We start from the raw sequence: 20,659 nt of genomic DNA, 5'->3' as shown, positions 1-20,659 counted from the left end.
GCACATTTTATGATTAAATTTGAAGATAGGATTGGTAGCCTATGAAAAATTTACACAAAAGTCTGTAAAGGGTCTATATCAGATATGCCTCAAAATGTTGGTATTGCTACAAATGGGATTATTACTATCAACGTTGGTAACTCTGCATTTTTAGGTATCCCTGCACCTGATACACCAGTTATTACTAATGCCCTAGCAGCTATACATCTAGTTCCTTTTATTGTAAATACTACATTAATTTGGAGTTGTGAAAATGCTCTTAACTCAACATTAGATGCTGATCTACTTCCTAATAGTTGTTTAGAGGAGACTCTAGTAGATCTAAGTAGTACATGTATATCTTCTGTAGATAATACTTGTAGTCCAAGCAGCAATGGAAATGGAGGTGGAAACCCAAATAATTAGAAATCTAATTTTATAAAGTGTCTATACTCTTGGTCTTTAATTAATTTAGCAGGATGATTATCATAATTGCCATCAAATGCACCAACATATTGAGGTTCAAAACAAATAGCATCATATTGTTTTAATACATCACCATTTGAAAGAGTGTGTCCCCTACTAAAATTACATGTATAAATTTGCATAGCAGGATATGAGCTTGAAACCTTTAGTTTTCTACCACTAGCTTTATTCTCAAGAGTAATACTACCATCAACAATATAGCAATGATCAATACCACCTTTACGGAAATATTTAGAATCTTGCATATCTAATTTATCTCCAATTTTAGACTTTTTATTAAAATCCATTTCTTTAGGCAAGGATATTATTTCTGTAGGTATCAAGTCATCATCTACATTAACAAACTTAGTTGCAGGTACTTCTAGCTCATGATCAACTATTGTTGTCTTATAGTTACCTGATAAGTTGTAGTGACAATGATTTGTCATATTTAAAACAGTATCTGCATCTGATATTGCATCAAAGTTTATAATCAAAGAATTATCTAAAAGTTCATATGTTACATTTATTGTTACATTTCCTGGGAACTTATCAACTGATGATTTTTGAATAGTTGTAAACTTAACTTTTGAATTACTTATAATTTGAAAATCAAACTTCTGATGAGTTATACAGTTAAATCCTCCATGAAGAGTATGCTTATCTTGATAGTTTTTTTCTAACTCATATGTTTTATCATTTAACGTAATTTTAGCATCTTTAATTCTACCGGCAACTCTTCCAACAGTTGCTCCAAAATATGATGGATTGTTAGAGTATTCTTCAATATCTTGATACTGCAATACAATATTTTCTAATTTCCCATTTTTATCTTTAGTTTTAAGTGAATAAATAACAGCACCTAAATCTAAAAGTGTGACTTCAACATTATCATTTTTTAGTGTTATTAAATTATATGTTTTATTAGCTATACAAACTTCTTTAATACTCATATTATCTCCTTAGCAAAATCTAATATTAATTTAGCAATCTCTAATTTAGTTTTATTAGTATATTCTTTGTCTTTATGATTTGATAGGATTGTTACAGATGAATCATCTTTACCAAAAACACTCGTAGAATTTGCAACAATCATATTTAAATTTTTTCTTATTAATTTTGCCTTTGCATATTCAATTATATTTTGAGATTCAGCTGCAAAGCCTATTGCAAAAATATTGGGGTAATGTTTTTTACAGTTTGCTAAAACATCAGGGTTTTTAATAAACTCTAAAGTTAATCCATCTTCAGTTTTTTTAATTTTATTATCAAACTTATTCTTTATTTTATAGTCAGCAACAGCTGCACAACCAATAAAAATATCATGACTTTTTACTTGTTCTAGCATAGCTTGATTCATATCATCAGCACTTTTAGTATTAATAATATCTAAATGATTATGGTTAATATCAAAAGATATTGAAGTTTTAGCTTTTAGTACTGTAACTTTAGCTCCTCTACTTAATAGTTCTTCTACTAGTGCAAAACCCATCTTTCCAGAACTATAGTTTGATAGATATCTAACACCATCAATATCCTCTACTGTTGCTCCAACAGTTATTAAGACACTTTTATCTTTAAAGTCTTGCTCTACTGATAATAGCTCAAATAACTCCTCAGGTTCAGGTAATCTTCCTCCTCCAATATCACCACATGCTTGTAGGCCACTATCCGGAGATATTAAATTAAAACCTAATCTTTTTAATTTAGCTACATTATCCTTAGTTAACTGATTTTGCCACATATTTACATTCATAGCAGGAGCAATGTAAACTTTTTGCATTTGTTTATTTGCTAGTATACATTGACTAAGTAAATCATCTGCAAGGCCCGTAGCTAACTTAGCAATAGTATTAGCAGAAGCTGGAATTATAAATATCTTATCAGCCCATCTTGAGAGGTTTATATGTGCCATACTCTGTTCATATTCATACATATCAAGTGATTCATCGGTATAGGTATCGCACCCAAGAGCTACTAGTAATTCTGACTTGATAAATTGTTGGGCTCCTTTAGTTACAATAGCTCTACACTCTACACCACTTTTAATAAAAAGGCGGATCAAATTTATAGTTTTAAAAGCTGATACACTTCCTGTAATTCCAAATAGAATTTTATGTGCCATAAATTACTCTCTATTTATTTAAAACTTTTTTTCTTTTATAAAAAGCTATTATTAGTAAAACCATAACAGTTACCGCAATTGCTAATATATTTACATTTTGTCTAAATACTTGTTCACTAGTCAACCAAGAGGCAAAAACAATTCCAAAGAAAATACTACTAGTTCTACCTAGAGCAAATATCATATTACAAGCTAATGAACGAACTTCTGTTGGGAATTCAGTCGCAGCATATTGAGCCCACATAATGTTATATCCACCACCAATCAAGCCAATAAGAATGCCATAGAAGAAGACTACATCACTTGATATATATTTATAGCTAAAGATACTTACTAAAAATATTATTATATTTATTACAAAAAATAAATTTGGAGATTTAAAGTATTGATTATAAAAACCACTAATAATACAGCTAATAATATTTCCTGCAAAAAAACCAAATAAGAAAATCTTCACTAAACTTGCAAAATCAACATCAGATGCTATGAATCTTACTAAGGCAAACATTACAGTAATCACAAAGAAGTAAGGTAATGTAATTAAAAAATTTAAAATTAAAGGCTTACTATAGTTTTTGAATAAAAAAATTATATTTCCAGCATTCTTAAATCTATCAGAATCATACATCTCGATAAAGTATGGAGATTCTTCTAGCATATTTCTAAAGGCATATATTGCTAAACCAGCTAGACCACCAAATATAAACATTATCTGATAAGAAAAAACACTAAATAATGTTGCTACAATTCCTCCAAGAACTCCTAAAATATATAAAAGACTCATTCCCCATGCTGCAATTTTAGGTGGGAAAAACTCAACAATTAAAACACTAGAAACAGCAAACTCACTAGCCAAAGCAAAGTAAGCTAAAAATCGTAATAACATAAAAATATGTAAATTAGTTACAAAAATACAACAGATTGTTGAAAAACTGTAAAGTAAAATACTATATTTTATAACTGTTATACGACCCAGCCTATCTGCTAATACTCCAAAAGATATAGCCCCTGCTAATATACCTACCATTTGAATATTGTTGATTAAATAGTACATCTGTTGTATTTTTGTCAAACTGTGCATATTAAACTGCTGTTTAAATATGTCTACATATGATGACCCAAATACAGATAGGTCATAAAAATCAATAAAATATCCTAAACATAGGATAAGAAGAATCCATTTTGTATTTCTCATTAATTTTGAAGAAAATCTATATAATATTAGAGTTATATTATAGATTGTAAACTGTGATATAACCAGGCAAGATTTACTATTTTAGTCTACAATAATATTTTTTTCATTAGCTGTTGATTTACAGAATGCTACATAGCGTTTATCAGTAGCAAACCAGTAGAATATAACACCAATAACTCCATTTAGTAGGTAGCTATTGATAGGTGATGTTATACATAAGAATAATAGGAAAGGTGCAGCTAAATATAAAAGATTCTTAATACCTACTCTTCTAAATTCTATAGCTCCATATATAGTCATAAGAACTATTAATATAACACTCATATTAATATTTGTTTGTGTTTCAACAGTGTTTAAAAGTAAAGCTAATACCAGAAACACGACTAAGCCATATATTCTAGTACGAGGTGCTAACGCTCCCATACTAACTGGTGCCGCCATATATCCTATAATATGAAAACCTGTAACTACAAGCATTAAAGCAGTCCAGTTATCTGAGAAAAATAAAAATATTGCAGCTAATATAAAGTTTGCGATTAATGATCTACGCGAGATATTAACAATAGGTGTTATTTTTGCAAAATATCTTGGCATTTGTCCTTCTGAGGACATTGCATATAACATTCTAGAGGAAGCGCCTAAATAACTATAACCAGTAGCAGATGGACTTATAATACTATCAATTATTAATAGTATAGATATATATCCTAAGCCTAATAGTGTAGCTAATTGTAATAATGGAGATTCAAAATCTAATCCAGCCCAACCACCTTTGCTAATTAAATAATCATGAGGTACTGCTTGCATAAAAGCATATTGTAAACAAAGGTATAATATTAGTACTAATGCTAAAGCAAATACAATTGCTAGAGGTACATTCCTACCAGGATTTTTGACCTCGCTTGCATAAGCAACTACCGTTTGAAAACCATTAAATGTATAAATAAGACCACCAGCAACGATTGCTGTTAAAGCAGATGTAAAACCAAACTGGCTATTACCAGGAATATCTGAGGCAAACATGCTTACATGGTCAGAGCTATGCATCAATGAATAAGTAACAAATATTAAAACAATAATTGCAGGCACAGCCATTTTAAATATTGTAATAGCATTATTTACTCTTGATAAAAGTTTAACTCCATAAAAGTTAATAATTAAATATATAACTAAAACAAAAAGAGAAAAAACTGTTCCAGCTATAGTTAGAATATTGTCATGCATCAACCAATCCATGGATTTAACACCAGCAAGGTACTGTGTTGTTGCAAGAGCTTCTGAAGATATTACAACAACTATTCCAAACCAGTTTGCAAAAGCAAAAGGCATCGCAAAAATATTATTATGCGATATCGCACTTGATCTAGTAGTAGCTCCTCTAACAGGATACATAGACACTACTTTACCTAAACACAAAGCTATCATTAAAACTAAAACTGCTGCAAGAATCCATGCTAAGAATGCCCAGTTACCTGCATTTTTGACTGTTAGCTGAGCACTAAAAAGCCAGCCAGATCCAACCATCGAAGTAGTACCAATCAATATAGCACTAAACAATGACATCTTTTTAACAGATACATCACTCATTTTTTTTCCCTTATAATTAATTAAAGCCTTATTGAAGGATAATAAATCCCCAAATTATTAAGACTTTTCACTAATAAAATCAGAATTAATCTTCTATTAGAAAAAAGTCATAAGATTTAAATTATCATTAAGAAAATGAGTTTGCAATAGCTTTTTTTATTCTTCTAAACTCATTAAAGAAGCATTACCACCTGAAGCTGTAGTATCTACACTAACTGTTTTTTCAACAACAAATCTGCGCAAATATAATGGTGATGCTGTCTCTATGGCTAGACTTGTACATTTACCATCTTTAGCAACACTTTCAGCTACAAAAGGTATAATCGCTCCTCTTCGTAGAGCTAAAGCTTGATGAACCTGCTTAACTCCAGGGACACTACCTGAAAATGCTACTAAAGCTACCTTACTATTAAATAATAGTGCTGATGATATTTCTTCTTCATCTGATAGGATTAGATGTATAGCTTTTGGATTTAAGCCTGCTTTAAGCATTAATTCAACTATATTATAAGCAGTTAGTTTACCAGTATATGCTGGCCTTGCAACCACAGTATTACCTGCTAGCAACGCTGCTGTAGTTTGACCTACGAACCTAATTAATAAATCACAGCTAGAGCACATACTTACTGCTAAGCCACGCCCTTTTAAGCTTAATTCATCAATCTCACCTGTAGGTCCTGGTAAAAGCTTAGGATGTGAAAACTCTTTTCTTGCTTGTAAGCAGTAATATGCTACTTGTTGGATAGTTTTATCTATCTGAACTTGAGCATCTTCAACAGAAACATTTGATTCTGCAACAAGGCATGATGCAATTAAGTTACGTTCTTTTTCCAATAGTCCCAAGAATTTCTCAATAATCTCTGCCCTTTGTTCAGCATTTACTGAATTCCAAATATCTGCTTCCTTGTTAGCTATATCTACAGCTTTTTCAACACTACCAACTGAAGCATAGAAGACTTTACCAATAGTTTTTTCATTTGCTGATTTAAGATCTTTAGTATTACCTTTTTTAACTTTTTCACCATTGATGATACTTGTTACCGTATAATTAGCTTTTATAAGTTTATTAGTAGCTTTCTCATCATTAGCTATCTTCTCAGGGTTATATATTTCTTCAACAGCTCCAACACCTGATAATTTTTCATTTGCTAAGCGATGCATATAGAAAGGACCACCAGCTTTAGGACCTGTACCAGACTTACCTTGACCACCAAACGGTTGCACACCAACTACAGCTCCAACGATATTTCTATTTACATAAACGTTACCAGCTTTGATGTTATTTTTAACATAGTTCATAACTTCATTAATTCTACTATGTACACCAGCTGTTAAACCATAACCTGTAGCATTAATATCATTAATAAGAGTGTCTAGCTGATTAGCTTTAAATCTCAATATATGTAAAATTGGACCAAATTGCTCTCTACCTAAATCTGATAACTTATCAATCTCAAATGCAGTAGGCATTACAAATGTACCATTTTTAGTATTTTGATTTGGTTGTGACTGATATACTAGCTTGAACTGATTTTTCTTTTGCTCTATATAAGCATTTAAATTATCAGCTGCTTCTTTATCTATAACAGGCCCTACATCTGTATCAATATACTTAGAATCACCAACTTTAAGCTCTTTCATAGCGCCAACTATCATCTTTATATAGCTATCAGCGATATCTTCTTGTAAACATAAAATACGTAGAGCTGAACAACGCTGACCTGCACTATCAAATGCTGAGCGCATAACATCAGCTGTTACTTGCTCAGGAAGAGAAGATGAGTCAACAATCATTGCATTTTGGCCACCTGTTTCTGCGATAAATGGAACAATCTCGCTCGATTTATTTGCTAAAGTTTGATTTATTATGCCAGCAACTTCTGTTGAGCCTGTAAAGATGACGCCTTTACAAACAGGACTCTTAACCAATGCTGTACCAACTGTAGCACCATCACCTGGAGTAAACTGAAGTACATCCTTTGGCAAACCTGCTTTAAATAAAAGCTTAACAGCCTTATATGCAATTATAGATGTTTGCTCAGCAGGTTTTGCTACAACTGTATTACCAGCAGCAAGGACAGCTGTAACCTGACCTAAGAATATAGCTAATGGGAAGTTCCATGGACTAATACACACCATAGCACCACGACCACTAAACTCTATTTGTTTTAGATTTTCTGATAATGCAGGCAGATCTATAGGACCATTAAATTCTTCACGTGCTTGAGCTGCATAGTAACGACAAAAATCAACTGCTTCTCTAACTTCATCTATCGCGTTAGCTAGAGTCTTTCCTGCTTCAATCATCGCTATAGCAATAAATTCATTAGTATTTTTCTCTAAAAGATCTGCAAAACGTTCTAGTATCTCAGCTCTTTGTGAAGCAGGAGTATTATTCCAATCATTAAATGCGCTTTGGGCATTTTTTAATGCTCTTTTTGCTGTTTTAGCATCAGCATTTATTACACTACCAATAACTTTATTAGTGTTCGGATTAATTACATTTTCAAGAGTTTCTTCTTTGTTCAGCTTAACTCCTGATACTATTGGCTTTGCTTTATATGTATTTTTAGAGGTATATTTTTCTATATCAGCATACATTGTCTCTAAAATAGCAAAATCATTAGTATTATATCCTTGAGAGTTTAGTCTAGGAGCTACAATATCTTTTGGATAAGGGATATTTGGATGTTGATCACAACCATGATCAATTGCTTTTTTAACAGGATCTTCAATTAATTCTTCTATAGGTAGATTCTCATCAACTATTCTATTTACAAAAGAGCTATTAGCACCATTTTCTAGAAGTCTTCTAACCAAATAAGCTAATAGATGCTTATGACCACCTACAGGTGCATAAATTCTACAAGGTATTTCTTCATAGCCCTCTTTACCAACTATATTATCATATAAAGGATCACCCATACCATGTAAACATTGGAACTCAAAATCCTTGTTTCCTTGTGCTAGTTCCATTACAACGGCTACTGTTTGAGCATTATGCGTTGCAAACTGCGGATAAATATATTGATGACTTTCAAAAAGCTGTTTAGCACATGCTTGATATGATACATCAGTATGATATTTACGTGTAAATACAGGGTAACCTTCTAATCCTTGTTCCTGGGAATGTTTAATCTCAGCATCCCAATAAGCACCTTTTACAAGACGCACCATAAATCTTCTATTAGTTTTCTTTGCAAGATTTGCTAGATACTCAAGAACATATGGAGCACGTTTTTGATACGCCTGAACAACTATACCAATCCCATTAAAACCCTCTAATGATGGTTCATGTGCTAATCTTTCGACTAGCTCTAGTGATATCTGAAGTCTTTCTGTTTCCTCAGCATCAATATTCATACCAACATTATATTCTTTAGCTAACTCGGTTAATTTTAATAACTTAGGATATAGTTCTTCATGAACTCTTTGATGCTTAACAACTTCATAACGTGGGTGTAATGCAGATAACTTTATTGAAATCCCAGGGTTTTTCTTAATTTCTTTATTTACTGCATATTTAGCAAGCTCTTTAATAGCATGTAGATATTGATCATAATAATACTCTGCATCAGCCATAGTCATAGCTGCTTCACCAAGCATATCATAAGAGTAGCTATATCCTTTATCAACTTTCACTTGAGATACTTTTAAAGCTTCTTCGATAGTTTCCCCAAGAACATACTGTTTACCAACTATTTTCATAGCTTGCTTCATTGCTTGGCGAATCACAGGCTCACTTGATTTTTTAAGGAAATTTTGGAAAACTTTTCTATAAGATTTCTTACTATCTTTTAAGATCTTACCTGTTAGCATTAAGCTCCAAGTAGCAGCATTTACAAATAAATGTTTTTCCATACCTACATGTTCTTTCCATGCAGCGCTTGTTAGTTTATCTTTAATAAGTAAATCAATAGTGTATTTATCAGGTACTCTTAATAAAGCCTCAGCTAAACACATTAAAACGATACCCTCTTCTGAAGATAGATCGTACTCAATCATAAATGCATCTATACCAGATTTTTTAAGTCTATTTTTTCTAACTTGAGCAACTAAATCATAAGCTTTCTCACGAACTTTAGCCTTTGAAACACTAGAAATTTGTGCTTTTTCGACAAGGTTAGTAACAGCTTTTCTTTCGTCTATTAACCAATATTGAGAAATATTCATTATTTCCTTAGAAATAGGATACTCACCGGTGTGGTTTAGTAAGTTGTTCATAAAACTTCCTCTTCTCTATTTTAAATTATCTTTATTAAATCTTTTTTTTTCATTTACAATTTTCTGTATTAATTCTTGATACTTTTGGGGAGCCTCAACTCCTTTAAAGAGCCAGTCAAAAAGATCACTATCTTCACTTGTCAAAAATTCAACAAAAAGCTTTTTATTTTGTAAATCCTCTTTCATATAACAATTATTTAAATATGGGGCTAGTATTATATCAAGCTCAAGCATTCCCCTTCTTGCCGAGTACTTTATCTTTTCAACAGAGCTAAATATAAGATTATCATTATTTATTAACATATTTTATTGATTATAAAACAAGAATTACAATAGTTTATAGCATACAAGTCATACAACCAATATAGTTATTGAAATTATTTAAAAAAATACTCTTTAAATTGACCAAACAATTAGGTATTATTTGTTTAGTTTAATAATTAATTCAAATTAACTGTTAATTTTCTCTAATAATTAGCTTTATCAAAAAATTTATAAGGACTGAAATCTAATGGCTATTAGTCAAAATGCTATAAAAATACTTCAAGAAGTTGATGAATTAGATCTATTTAGTAATATCTCAGAAGAGTGGTCAACATTATTAAATGAGCCTAATGATGAAATAAAAATCAAAAAACTTTATTCTGCCTTAGTTAAAGAAAGTATCCGTCGTGAAACTGCTGAAAGATTAGCTAAAGATGCTAAATCATATTGTGACTTACTTCAAGAGCAATCAAAACAAAGAATATCTGACTTAAAAGAAAGTCTAGAGAGTCAAATTACTTTCTTAACTCAACAAATAAAAGACTTAAAAGACGAATCATCTAGAAATTTAGATTACTATAGAAATGAGTTAAAAAAAGCAACAAGGAACTTAATAGATAGCAAAAACTAAAAATCATATTACTTTTTTAAAATAAATCTTAACTCTCTCACTAGTATTAACTGTCCTATCAATTTAAAATAGATCAGTAATGATTTTACTTTTCTAGAAATTTTTGAAGGCTAGTTTGAGACTCTGCCAAAAGCTTTAAGTTACCAACATCATTGATTAAAATAAATTTAAGCATTTTATTACTATTTTTCTTATCTAAAAGCATTGCATCAATATACTCTTCTTTATCTATATCCTTAGGAAAGCTTATTGATATATTAAAACTTGTAATAAACTCTTTAAACTCTGTAGCTTGCTGAAGATTTATCATTCCTAAGAAACATGAAAAGTCGACAGCCTGAGCCATACCAACACCAACAGCCTCTCCATGTTTTAATCCAAGATATTTTTGACATTTTTCAATAGCATGACCAAAAGTATGACCAAAATTAAGTATAGCCCTAGCGCCAGTTACTTCTTTTTCATCTTCAGCAACTACTTGAGCTTTAATTTGACAGCTTCTTTTTATCATTTCTATTAAAGTTTTTTGATCTTTATCTAAAATTTTCTGTCTATTAGATTTTAACCAATTATAAAATTCTTTAGATATAAAAGCATATTTCACTACTTCAGCCATGCCGGAAGTAAACTCTCTTGACGGCAAAGTTTTATAAAATTCAATAGATGTATAGACAAGTTCTGGCTGATAAAATGCACCAATCATGTTTTTCCCTAAACTATGATTGATTGCTGTTTTACCACCGACTGAAGAGTCAACCTGAGAGAGTAATGTGGTAGGTATTTGAATAAAATCAACGCCACGTTGATAAATAGCAGCAGCAAAACCTGTAATATCACCTATTACACCACCTCCTAGAGCTATTAGAACTGTAGAAGAACGTGTAAATTTATTTTCCAGTAAAGTGGATAATATCTTATCTAAACTTTGTTGAGATTTATATTGTTCACCATCCTCTAAAATACAAGTATAGACATTTGTTACTTTAGCTATAGGATTTAAAATGTTTTTTAAATATAATTTCTCAACAGTTGTATTTGTTACAATAAGAACTTGTTTATTAGCTATGTGCTTATTTATATGAGAGTAGTCTAAAGATGAATCTATAACTATCTCATAGCTTTTACTAGATGTAGGGTTTACTTGTAGCTTATCTATCACAGGATTGTTTCTTCAACTAAAAATGTAGATATTTTATTAACGATATTTTTCACTGTTGCTCCATTTGTTTCAACAACAACATCTGCAATACTTTTATATAATGGCTCTCTTTCGGCCATTAACTCTTCTAAAACAGGTTTTTTATCATCAACTCTTAACAATGGTCTTTTTGTGTCTTTTGCTGTTCTTTCAAGTTGTTGCTCAATTGTTGCCTCTAAATAAACAACTTTACCTCTTGATGATAATAAAGAACGCGTATCAGCATCTAATATTGCACCACCGCCAGTTGCTAATACGATATTTTGTTTTTCAGTTAAAATTTCAGCAATGACATCTCTTTCACGGTTTCTAAAACCTTCTTCACCTTCTAAATCGAAGATCCAATTAATATCAACTCCACATTTTTTTTCGATAGTTTCATCAGAATCAACAAATTCTAGTTTTAATTCTTTAGCTAACTGCTTACCTATAGTAGACTTTCCAGCACCAACTGGACCTATTAAGAAAATATTTTTTGTTCTTATCATTTTTGACTCAAAATTATAAGTTGATTATACACTGTGATAGTTAGTTACTAATCACCCCTTTTATATAAAAATTATAGCTACATAGGATAACTAAATATCGATATTTTTGCAACTATTATATGCTATTCTCCTCGTATTTTTGTTTCTATAATTTTGGGCGTTATAAATATCAAAAGTTCTATATCTTCATCCTCTATCCTTGTATAGCTAAATAAATAGCCAAGATATGGGATATCTCCTAATATAGGGATTTTATTACGAGTTTCATTTTGTTTTTTCTCATATATACCACCTATAACAACAGTTTCTCCATCTTTTGTCATTATTTTAGTAGTAATCTCTCTTTTGGTTATTGCTGGTGCATCTGTACCTGTCACAAGTGCTCTATCTACACTATTTTTAGTCACTAATAAGTCCAAAACTACATTACCATCTGGTGCAATTTGTGGAGTTACTTGTAGTTCTAATACTGCTTCTTGGAAAGCAATAGATGCTGCTCCTGATGCTGTTGATTGGTTAAAAGGAATATCCTGACCTTGTTTAATAAATGCTGTTTCATTATTTGCTACAACTAAATGTGGTGAAGCTACTTGATTAGCTAAAGTTTCATTCTCTAGTGCTTGAATTTCAACAGTTAACTTAGCACCGCCAAAAAGAGTATATCCAAGCTCAGCTGTAGCACCTGCAAGGTTTGTTACAGGATTCCGTACAGGTGCTACACCACCACCTCCTCCTTGAGGTAAGTTAAATGTATTAAATGCTATATTAGTTCCATCGGTGCCTTCAAACCCATAATTAAAACCAAGTTCTAAAGTATTTTTTCTATTTACTTCAACAATTCTAGATTCTATAAGTACTTGATCATTTGGTATGTCAATCTCACTAAGAACTTCCTTAATACGTGGCATTTTTTCTTCTGTATCAGTTACAATAAGAGTATTTGTACGCGCATCAGAAGTTATACTACCTCTTGGGGACATTATGCCACCATTTTGTTTAGCCATAGAAGTAATCACCGTCTGCGCTGCTTGTGCTGTAGTATAATTTAATGGTATAAATTCAGTTATTAAAGTTGCATTATTCTCCAAAGAACGTTTTGTTTGTAGCTCTAGTTGCTCTTGAGCAGCAATTTCAGCAGCTGTAGCAACATATAATATACTATTCATTTTCTTAGTTGCTAAACCTTTACTAATAAGGACTATATTCATAACCTCATTCCAAGGAACATTTTTTAAATCAATAGAAATATTACCTCGAACACTACTACTTACTACAAGGTTTAGTCCGGCAAACTCAGATAAAACCTGTAAAACTGTTTGTACAGGAGCATCCTTAAATGAAATTGAAATTGGTTCATTAACGTTAAAGCCTTCAACACGACTATTACGTCTATCAATTTTAAATTTTAAAGCATCTCCTTCTTTTAAATCACTCAAAGCAATCCTATCAAGAGAATGTATCACAAAAACGACATTATGCTTTTCTTTATGAACTTTAATCGAATCAACTATAGTATTGAATACTTTAGTATCTATATTACTAACCCATCTATCTGATATAGTAGTATCATCAAATGTTATAGTTAAAGTATAACCATCTTGTGATAGTTTAGTTTTATAATTAGAAAACCCACTAACATTCTCTTCAAATAATACTTTAAAAACCGCGCCGCCATTTAGACTACGGTGAAACTCAAGATCTTTTATATGTTTTTCACTATTGATATTTTTATTTTGTTCACGACCAACAACTTTAGTTTGTGGTTTTGTTGTTTTTTGAGTCGTAACATTTGCAACTGCTGGATTATTTTTCGTAGCCTCTGCAAATGATGATTCATACCCTAAAACCCCACCTAATATTGTTAAAATTGTTAATAATTTCTTTTTTCTAAAAAACATCATTTTACCTTAATGTATAACTACTTGAGTTTTTTCCCAAACTCTTTTACTTGTATTTTTTTTCCATTCACTTACGACAATGCCTTCTTTAGTAACATTATCAACCTGGCCATAGTTTTTACCTATTAACTCACCTTGTTTTAGATAAATAGGTTTTTTTTCTTGAGGGGTTTCAACAACACCCCATTTCTGATTATTTTGATAAACACTTCCTTCGAACCTAAAAGAATCAAGAGGATACTGTTGTAAGTTTGTAGGTTTAGATTCCATAATCTTTTGTAGCTGAGGAGGAATAACTATAGGTTTTAATTTTACTACTTTCTTTTTCTGTGCTTGAGTTTGTTTTTTTCTTTCAAATGGTAAACTATGGTTTATATCAAAGAGGTTTCTTATTTTTGAGAGTCTTTCAAAACTTAGAGTATCACCCTTATACTCAGGGATCTCTAATTTTTCCGAGCTTTTTATAGTTTTCATTTTATTTTGAATAAGCTGATCAATTTGTTTAACTCTAGATTCATAATTAGCAAAGCTTAAACTATATGTCCCAAGAAAAATTAAAAAAATAAAAAATAATAAGCTAAATCTAATCATTTAATCTAAGCCCCCACCCCTTGACGTGAATAGGTCTGTAAATTCAACTCTACAAGCAACTTAGTATCAGACTCTTTTTTAATATTAATATTTGTAATAACTGCAATATCCTTCATATCGATTAAAGCTACAAAAAGTTTTATCAACTGAGAAAAGCTTCCACTTAACTTTGCTTTAAAGTTAAGTGCATATAAATCTAAGTACTTATTTTTCTCAATGCCTGCAGGAGATAAATCTATAACATTCATTCCTGAACTACTAATAGCTTCATTAAGTGTTGATAAAAAGATTGGTACAGAATGCTTTTCTGGAATACTATATCTCTCCTCAGCATTATGATGTTCTAATATCTTAATTTCATTTTCTAATGCCACTAAATCTTTTTGCTTTCTTACTAAGCTTGGAATTCTTGCTTGCATAGATTTAATTTGAGACTGAGCACGTTGTTCTTCTAATAAGACAGGATTTACTAACATTAAATAAAAGCCAAACATAAAAGCTGCAAAAACTATTACCATCACAGGAAGTCTAACTTTTAAAGGTGTATCTATTATTAGTTTAGAATACTTATTAGATAAAAAAAATCTCTCTACTCTTTCCTTCATCTAACACTATCTCCCTTAAATGCATTATCCTCACCAAACTTAAACTCTAAAGAGAAGTTTCTCTGTCCATTTTTTTCAGACCCTAGGCTTTTTAGTTCGACTTTTTTTACTCTAAACTCTATTTCTAAATTTTTCATAAATACAGAAAGAAGCTTGAGATCTCTAACTTCGCCATTCAGTATTAATGTATCAGAACTTGTAACATAGTTCATATTAGTTATATAAAGCTGATCTGTAATAGCTCGAGAGATTTTTTCTACCCCAAGTAAAATATAGTATTGACTAGCTTTAATATTTGCTAAATCTGAAGACATATCTAGAAGTTTATCTCTTTGTTTTTTGACATTGCGATATTCAGAAGCCTGCTTATTTAATTTAACAATCTTTGTTTGCAAATAATTTTTAACATTTATATCTTCATCACTAGACCAAGAAAAAATTATAGAAAGTGAAAACATTAGTATAAATGCAGCAAATCCTAAAAACACAAAATCGGCTACTATATATACTAATTGCTTTCTTCTCCAGCGCCCTCTTATAAAGTTTAAATCCTTCATTTTACAGCGCCTCCCTCATAGCTATTGCTACAGGAATGACATAACGATAAGGCTGATCGATCATATCAAAACTATCATGATGAATATTTATAAATGGATTTAGTATTTCACACTGCTTTTGAGATAGCTCCCTTATTGATTCAAAAATACTCTCAAAATTTTGTTTAAGTCCATACACATATACATGTGTATCCTCAAGATTTTCAAATGAATCAAAATCATGATCACTCATATCTAAAGACATAAAATCAATAAATCTTAATAAAAGTTGAATAGCCTCATCAGTGTAATTGATATCTGAGATTTCTGTATTATATATTTTTACCGTCTCATAGCTTTTAAGTTCTCCACTAGAAGAGAAACTGCATATTGATAATTTATCAGTGTATAAGCCCAAAAAAACACTATCTGTTTTATTCTTTGAAATTTCAGATAAAAATAACTCATTTACAAAGTTAACTATTGATAACTTATCTAAAGTACATACAGATAATGCTTTTTTTGCTCTAGCTGCAATATCTCGCAATTGATTAATCTTATCTATATCAGAAATATAATATACAGTTAAGATACCTTTTTCACTAATATCATCATAATAATCAAAGGCAACTTCCATATAGTCATCTGGATATTTTTTCTTGAGAAAATGTTCGACAATATAAAATATAACACCTTGTTTTTCTATAATCTCTAAGGCTTTCTTATCACATATAATTTCTTCTCTTACAACGTCTATATCATTATAACTTGTGAAACCTAGTTTTGTGAATCGTCCTAATTTATTAACTGCTATAATTTCAGCAATAATATTCCCAACACAATCAGATGTCAGATGACCTTCAAAATAGGCTTCTGGAGGAAAGGTATCACTATAGTAATTTACAAGTGAGTATCCATTAGAAGCTTTATCAAGCTTAACAGCTGACAAGGATGCTGTATCAAACTCAACTCCTAAAACTGTTTCTTGTTTTTTTATTCGCATTCTCTCAAGTAGAAATGATATCATCTTTCTCTTTTACCCACTTAACTCAAAAATTAGCTACTCTTAATCTAAAAATTAGCCGCTTTTAATCTAAAAATAAGCCTTCTATTTCTAGATATATTATGGTATTTATTCTATAATTAAATGCATGTTATGTAAACTATTCTTTCAAGGTTAAGGCCAATAAAACTATGCGTATAATACTACTTGGAGCTCCTGGAGCAGGTAAAGGAACTCAAGCAAAAATAATTGAACAGAAGTATAATGTAGCTCATATATCTACTGGTGACATGATTAGAGAAACTATTAAGTCAGGTAGCGAAATTGGAAATGAACTTAAAAAAGTGCTAGATGCTGGCCAGTTAGTATCAGATGAGTTTATTATAGAAATCGTAAAAGATAGAATCTCTAAAGATGACTGTAAGAATGGTTTCTTACTTGATGGAGTACCTAGAACTATAGCTCAGGCTGAACAATTAGATAAACTAGGTATAAATATTGATTATATAGTTGAAGTTGATGTTGCTAATGAACTTCTAATTGAGAGAATCACAGGTAGAAGAGTTCATCCAGCATCTGGCAGAACTTATCATATCAAGTTTAATCCTCCTAAAGTTGCTGATAAAGATGATGTGACTGGAGAAGCTCTAATAACTCGTACTGATGATAATGAAAATACTGTAAGAGAGCGACTTTCTGTATATCATCAGCAAACAGCAAAGTTAGTTGATTTTTATAAAAACTTCTCTTCAAATAACACAAAAACACCAAAATATATCAAGGTTAATGGTGATCAAGCTGTTGAGAAAGTATCTCAAGATATTTTCAATAGTATAGCTTAACAAGTTAAACTTTTATCTGCTAAACATTCTATCAATAATTCTGTAAAGGAAATATATTTCACTTTACCATGATAAGATAACCCTATCTGGCAACTCCTATTAAAACTGACTCCTATATCACAGTCATCTATTTGATTATTCAATGAGCTTAAGCTAGCTTTATTTAACTCAGGAGTTATAAAACCCTTATCTCCGGCAAAACCACAGCAATATATTCTTTCAGGAATAATTACCTCATCGCAACACTTATTCAAAGCTTTGACATATTTATCATCTATATTTTGCTTCCTAGTTGAACAGTCTATATGCAGAGCTATTTTCTTAAATTTTTTCTTTAATTTTAGATTATCTAAGTTAGTCAAGATTAGATTATTAATATTTGATATCTCAATATTTTGATCTTTTGCAAAATTTGCACAAGAGCTATTATCTGTTACTACATAATTATAACTTTCAAAATTTATACTGTTCTGCAAAAAGCTCTGTGATGCTTGCTGCTGTTTATAGTTAGCTTTTGAATGATACATTTGTCCGCAACACTGTTTATCTAAACTATTAGGATAATCAACATCAAAGCCAAGCTCTTCTAAAATTATTTGACTAGGGTATTTTTGATAGTTTTTATCTGCTGCGAAAATTCTATTCGGGCATGCCGGTAACAGTAGAATTTTTTCTTTATTTGAAATTTGTGAGTTAGCAAATTTAGATTTTTGAACATCAGGCATAGTTTCTAAATATATTGGAATTGATTTAAATTTACTATGCAGGTGTTGAGTCATTTTTTGCAAATTATTCTTACCAAGGATACTTCCGGCTAAATTACCTAATTTAACCTTTTGTTTTGCAATATTTATTTCTTTGGCATGATTGACTAAGCTATCAGTTCTTTCTTTTTTACTGAGAATAAATGCTCCAGTATCAATATCTACTGGGCAACGAGTCTTACAGAGACTAGTTGTTGCACAAGTCTCAATTCCATAGTATTGATAATCTTTTAACCACTGATCTTTTTGTTCGCCCTCTAATGTTTTTATTTTTCTGGCAACAGCATTTCTTTGTCTTGGCGTTAAGCTTAAATTACGTGATGGGCATACTGGTTCACAAAAGCCACATTCCATGCACTTATCAATCTGACTATCTACACTATTTAATTCTTTAAGGTTCTTTTTATGTAAATTTTTATCTTTTGTTAGTTTAACATCTGGGTTTAAAATATGCTTTGGATCAAATAGTTTTTTAATCTGCCACATAATATCCCAACATTTCTCTCCCCATTCAACTATTGCAAATGGTGAAATATTTCTACCACTACCATGTTCTGCTTTTAATGAACCATTATATTTTTTAGCAACTAATGATGTTAGCTCATACATAAACTTATCATATTCTAAAACTTCATTTTCATTATTAAAATTAGGAGTAAGAACAAAATGAATATTACCAGCTAAAACATGTCCAAAAATAGCAGCATTAGTGTAGTTATATTTAACAAACATTTTTTTTACATCTGTAATAAGATTTGCAAGATCTAAAATATTAACCGCAATATCTTCAATTAAAACACTAGTTCCATCAGGCCTTTGCCCTGCTACTGTTGGTAATACGCCATTTCTAGTTTTCCATAGCGTTTGCATTCCACTTTCATCTTTTCTAAAACCTACCTGATGAATTATGTTTGTCTGTTTTATATAGCTTTCTACTTTAGTTAATTTTGATTCTAAAGTTTGAGAGTCCTCTTCAGCAAACTCAACCATAATAGCTGCTATATTTTCATCTTCTAAAGGCATTAAAAATGGCTGCAAATCTGCAACATCTGAAACTGATTTTAAAGATAAATAGTCTAAAAGCTCAACTGATGATGGATTAATAGGAGCTATCTTTGTTGTTAAATCTATCAGTTCATCAAGTTGCCCATAAATAAGGTTTAAAGCCTTTTGTTTATAATCTGGAACTGTATTTAATGTAACATTACTAACAAAACCTAAAGTTCCTTCTGATCCTATTATAAGCCGTTCAATAATTTTTATAGGATCTTCAAAATCTAAAAATGCATTTAAGCTATAGCCACTAGTATTCTTAATCGAGAATTTTTTTGTTATAAACTCTACCAACTCTGGATTATTTATAATTTGTTGACGAATATCTAAAATCTTGTTTATAAACTTACTTTTATTATTTTTAAAGTTAGTAATACTAGTCTGATCTGAAGTATCAAGGATTTCTCCATCAGCAAAAACTACTCGTATAGAATCTAATGTAGCATATGAGTTTTTAGCTGTACCACAACACATACCACTCGAATTATTAGCTATAATTCCACCAATTTTAGCTGTATTGATTGATCCTGGATCGGGACCAATCTTTCTATCATAAATTTTTAGATACTTATTTGCTTCAGCTCCAATTATACTTGGCTGTAATTTAATCCTCTTCCCATCTTTTGAGATTTCGTAATCCAACCACGAGTTAGCTGCTAAAACAACTAATACTTCATCTGTCACTGCTTGACCAGAAAGACTAGTACCTGCTGCTCTAAACGTAAGCTTAATATCATACTGAGTAGCTAGACTTATAAGTTCAAGCACTTCATGTTCATTTGACACTATCAAGACAAGTTTTGGGATCATCCTATAGAGACTAGCATCAGTTGAATATGCATATCTTAGAAGTTCATTTTCAATTATTTGATCACTATTTAAGAAATCACTAACTTTAGATTTAAATTCTTGTAACATTATATGTATATGATAAAAATACCTTAATCTAGAGTATACATAATAGCATAATAAAGATTAATTACTTTGCGTGAATAAAAGATATCTTGCTAAATCCCTAATACTATTTTGATCATTAAAATTTGACTTATGTAACCATAACTTTAACTTTCTATTAGAGCCTTGCTGAATTATATATAAATAAATCCAACCATTTATGACTATATGATTTTTAACTAGGCTCTGTGCACAAAAATAAATTTTCATCGAAGCCAAATAAAAGTACAAGCTAATTTAATCATTCCTAGATATGC

The 20,659-nt window shown here is 30.7% G+C and carries 17 protein-coding genes; 3 read left to right on the top strand and 14 right to left on the bottom strand.

The annotated features are described in order from the left end of the window. Positions 1–84 precede the first annotated feature (84 nt). Positions 85–405: a hypothetical protein gene (locus AB8E56_RS07815; RefSeq protein WP_329479791.1), complete on the top strand. Its 321-nt coding sequence runs from the start codon at positions 85–87 to the stop codon at positions 403–405. Here the strand turns inward: AB8E56_RS07815 and AB8E56_RS07810 are convergent. The 6 genes from AB8E56_RS07810 to AB8E56_RS07785 all read right to left on the bottom strand — a co-directional run bounded on the left by AB8E56_RS07810 (position 402) and on the right by AB8E56_RS07785 (position 9,878). Then, positions 402–1,397: an aldose epimerase family protein gene (locus AB8E56_RS07810; RefSeq protein ID WP_329479789.1), complete on the bottom strand. Its 996-nt coding sequence runs from the start codon at positions 1,395–1,397 to the stop codon at positions 402–404. The genes AB8E56_RS07815 and AB8E56_RS07810 overlap by 4 nt on opposite strands. Next, positions 1,394–2,569: a bifunctional phosphopantothenoylcysteine decarboxylase/phosphopantothenate--cysteine ligase CoaBC gene (gene coaBC / locus AB8E56_RS07805; RefSeq protein ID WP_329479787.1), complete on the bottom strand. Its 1,176-nt coding sequence runs from the start codon at positions 2,567–2,569 to the stop codon at positions 1,394–1,396. Before coaBC ends, AB8E56_RS07810 begins: the two co-directional genes overlap by 4 nt. Positions 2,570–2,579: 10 nt before the next feature. Beyond that, the gene (locus tag AB8E56_RS07800; RefSeq protein ID WP_329479785.1) at positions 2,580–3,764 is read right to left on the bottom strand and encodes an MFS transporter; all 1,185 of its coding nucleotides are present in this window, start codon (positions 3,762–3,764) and stop codon (positions 2,580–2,582) included. Positions 3,765–3,845: 81 nt separating this feature from the next. Further along, positions 3,846–5,351 (bottom strand): APC family permease, encoded by a 1,506-nt coding sequence (locus AB8E56_RS07795; protein ID WP_329479783.1) that lies wholly within the window; start codon positions 5,349–5,351, stop codon positions 3,846–3,848. A 156-nt stretch (positions 5,352–5,507) separates the two neighbouring features. Then, positions 5,508–9,575: a bifunctional proline dehydrogenase/L-glutamate gamma-semialdehyde dehydrogenase PutA gene (gene putA, locus AB8E56_RS07790; RefSeq protein ID WP_329479781.1), complete on the bottom strand. Its 4,068-nt coding sequence runs from the start codon at positions 9,573–9,575 to the stop codon at positions 5,508–5,510. Between the two features lie 15 nt (positions 9,576–9,590). Continuing rightward, positions 9,591–9,878: a succinate dehydrogenase assembly factor 2 gene (locus AB8E56_RS07785; protein ID WP_329479779.1), complete on the bottom strand. Its 288-nt coding sequence runs from the start codon at positions 9,876–9,878 to the stop codon at positions 9,591–9,593. 208 nt (positions 9,879–10,086) lie between these two features. On the opposite strand from AB8E56_RS07785, the gene AB8E56_RS07780 reads away from it, so the two are divergent. Beyond that, complete coding sequence (locus tag AB8E56_RS07780) at positions 10,087–10,470, top strand: kinesin (RefSeq protein ID WP_329479778.1); 384 nt, start codon at positions 10,087–10,089, stop codon at positions 10,468–10,470. A gap of 85 nt (positions 10,471–10,555) precedes the next feature. Here AB8E56_RS07780 and aroB read toward each other — a convergent pair whose 3' ends face one another. The 7 genes from aroB to AB8E56_RS07745 form a co-directional block, all read right to left on the bottom strand. Further along, complete coding sequence (gene aroB / locus AB8E56_RS07775) at positions 10,556–11,629, bottom strand: 3-dehydroquinate synthase (RefSeq protein WP_329479776.1); 1,074 nt, start codon at positions 11,627–11,629, stop codon at positions 10,556–10,558. Continuing rightward, the gene (aroK, locus tag AB8E56_RS07770) at positions 11,626–12,156 is read right to left on the bottom strand and encodes a shikimate kinase AroK (RefSeq protein WP_329479774.1); all 531 of its coding nucleotides are present in this window, start codon (positions 12,154–12,156) and stop codon (positions 11,626–11,628) included. The genes aroB and aroK overlap by 4 nt, the downstream gene beginning before the upstream one ends. A 122-nt stretch (positions 12,157–12,278) precedes the next feature. Continuing rightward, positions 12,279–14,054 (bottom strand): type IV pilus secretin PilQ, encoded by a 1,776-nt coding sequence (locus AB8E56_RS07765; protein ID WP_329479773.1) that lies wholly within the window; start codon positions 14,052–14,054, stop codon positions 12,279–12,281. Between the two features lie 9 nt (positions 14,055–14,063). Then, positions 14,064–14,645, bottom strand: coding sequence for a pilus assembly protein PilP (locus AB8E56_RS07760; RefSeq protein ID WP_329479771.1), 582 nt, complete (start codon positions 14,643–14,645; stop codon positions 14,064–14,066). Positions 14,646–14,650: 5 nt separating this feature from the next. Next, positions 14,651–15,250, bottom strand: a complete 600-nt coding sequence (locus tag AB8E56_RS07755) for a type 4a pilus biogenesis protein PilO (protein ID WP_329479769.1) — start codon at positions 15,248–15,250, stop codon at positions 14,651–14,653. Beyond that, positions 15,247–15,807: a PilN domain-containing protein gene (locus AB8E56_RS07750; RefSeq protein ID WP_329479767.1), complete on the bottom strand. Its 561-nt coding sequence runs from the start codon at positions 15,805–15,807 to the stop codon at positions 15,247–15,249. The genes AB8E56_RS07755 and AB8E56_RS07750 overlap by 4 nt, the downstream gene beginning before the upstream one ends. 1 nt (position 15,808) lies before the next feature. Next, the gene (locus tag AB8E56_RS07745) at positions 15,809–16,813 is read right to left on the bottom strand and encodes a type IV pili (RefSeq protein WP_329479765.1); all 1,005 of its coding nucleotides are present in this window, start codon (positions 16,811–16,813) and stop codon (positions 15,809–15,811) included. Between the two features lie 167 nt (positions 16,814–16,980). Here AB8E56_RS07745 and adk point away from each other — a divergent pair, with 167 nt between their 5' ends. Continuing rightward, complete coding sequence (gene adk, locus AB8E56_RS07740; RefSeq protein ID WP_329479763.1) at positions 16,981–17,631, top strand: adenylate kinase; 651 nt, start codon at positions 16,981–16,983, stop codon at positions 17,629–17,631. Here adk and AB8E56_RS07735 read toward each other — a convergent pair. Then, positions 17,628–20,366, bottom strand: a complete 2,739-nt coding sequence (locus AB8E56_RS07735; RefSeq protein WP_329479761.1) for an FAD-binding and (Fe-S)-binding domain-containing protein — start codon at positions 20,364–20,366, stop codon at positions 17,628–17,630. The genes adk and AB8E56_RS07735 overlap by 4 nt on opposite strands. Positions 20,367–20,659 lie beyond the last annotated feature (293 nt).

Source organism: Francisella sp. 19X1-34 (assembly GCF_041102755.1).
Classification (GTDB): Bacteria; Pseudomonadota; Gammaproteobacteria; order Francisellales; family Francisellaceae; genus Francisella.
This window is presented reverse-complemented; position numbering and strand designations above follow the sequence as displayed.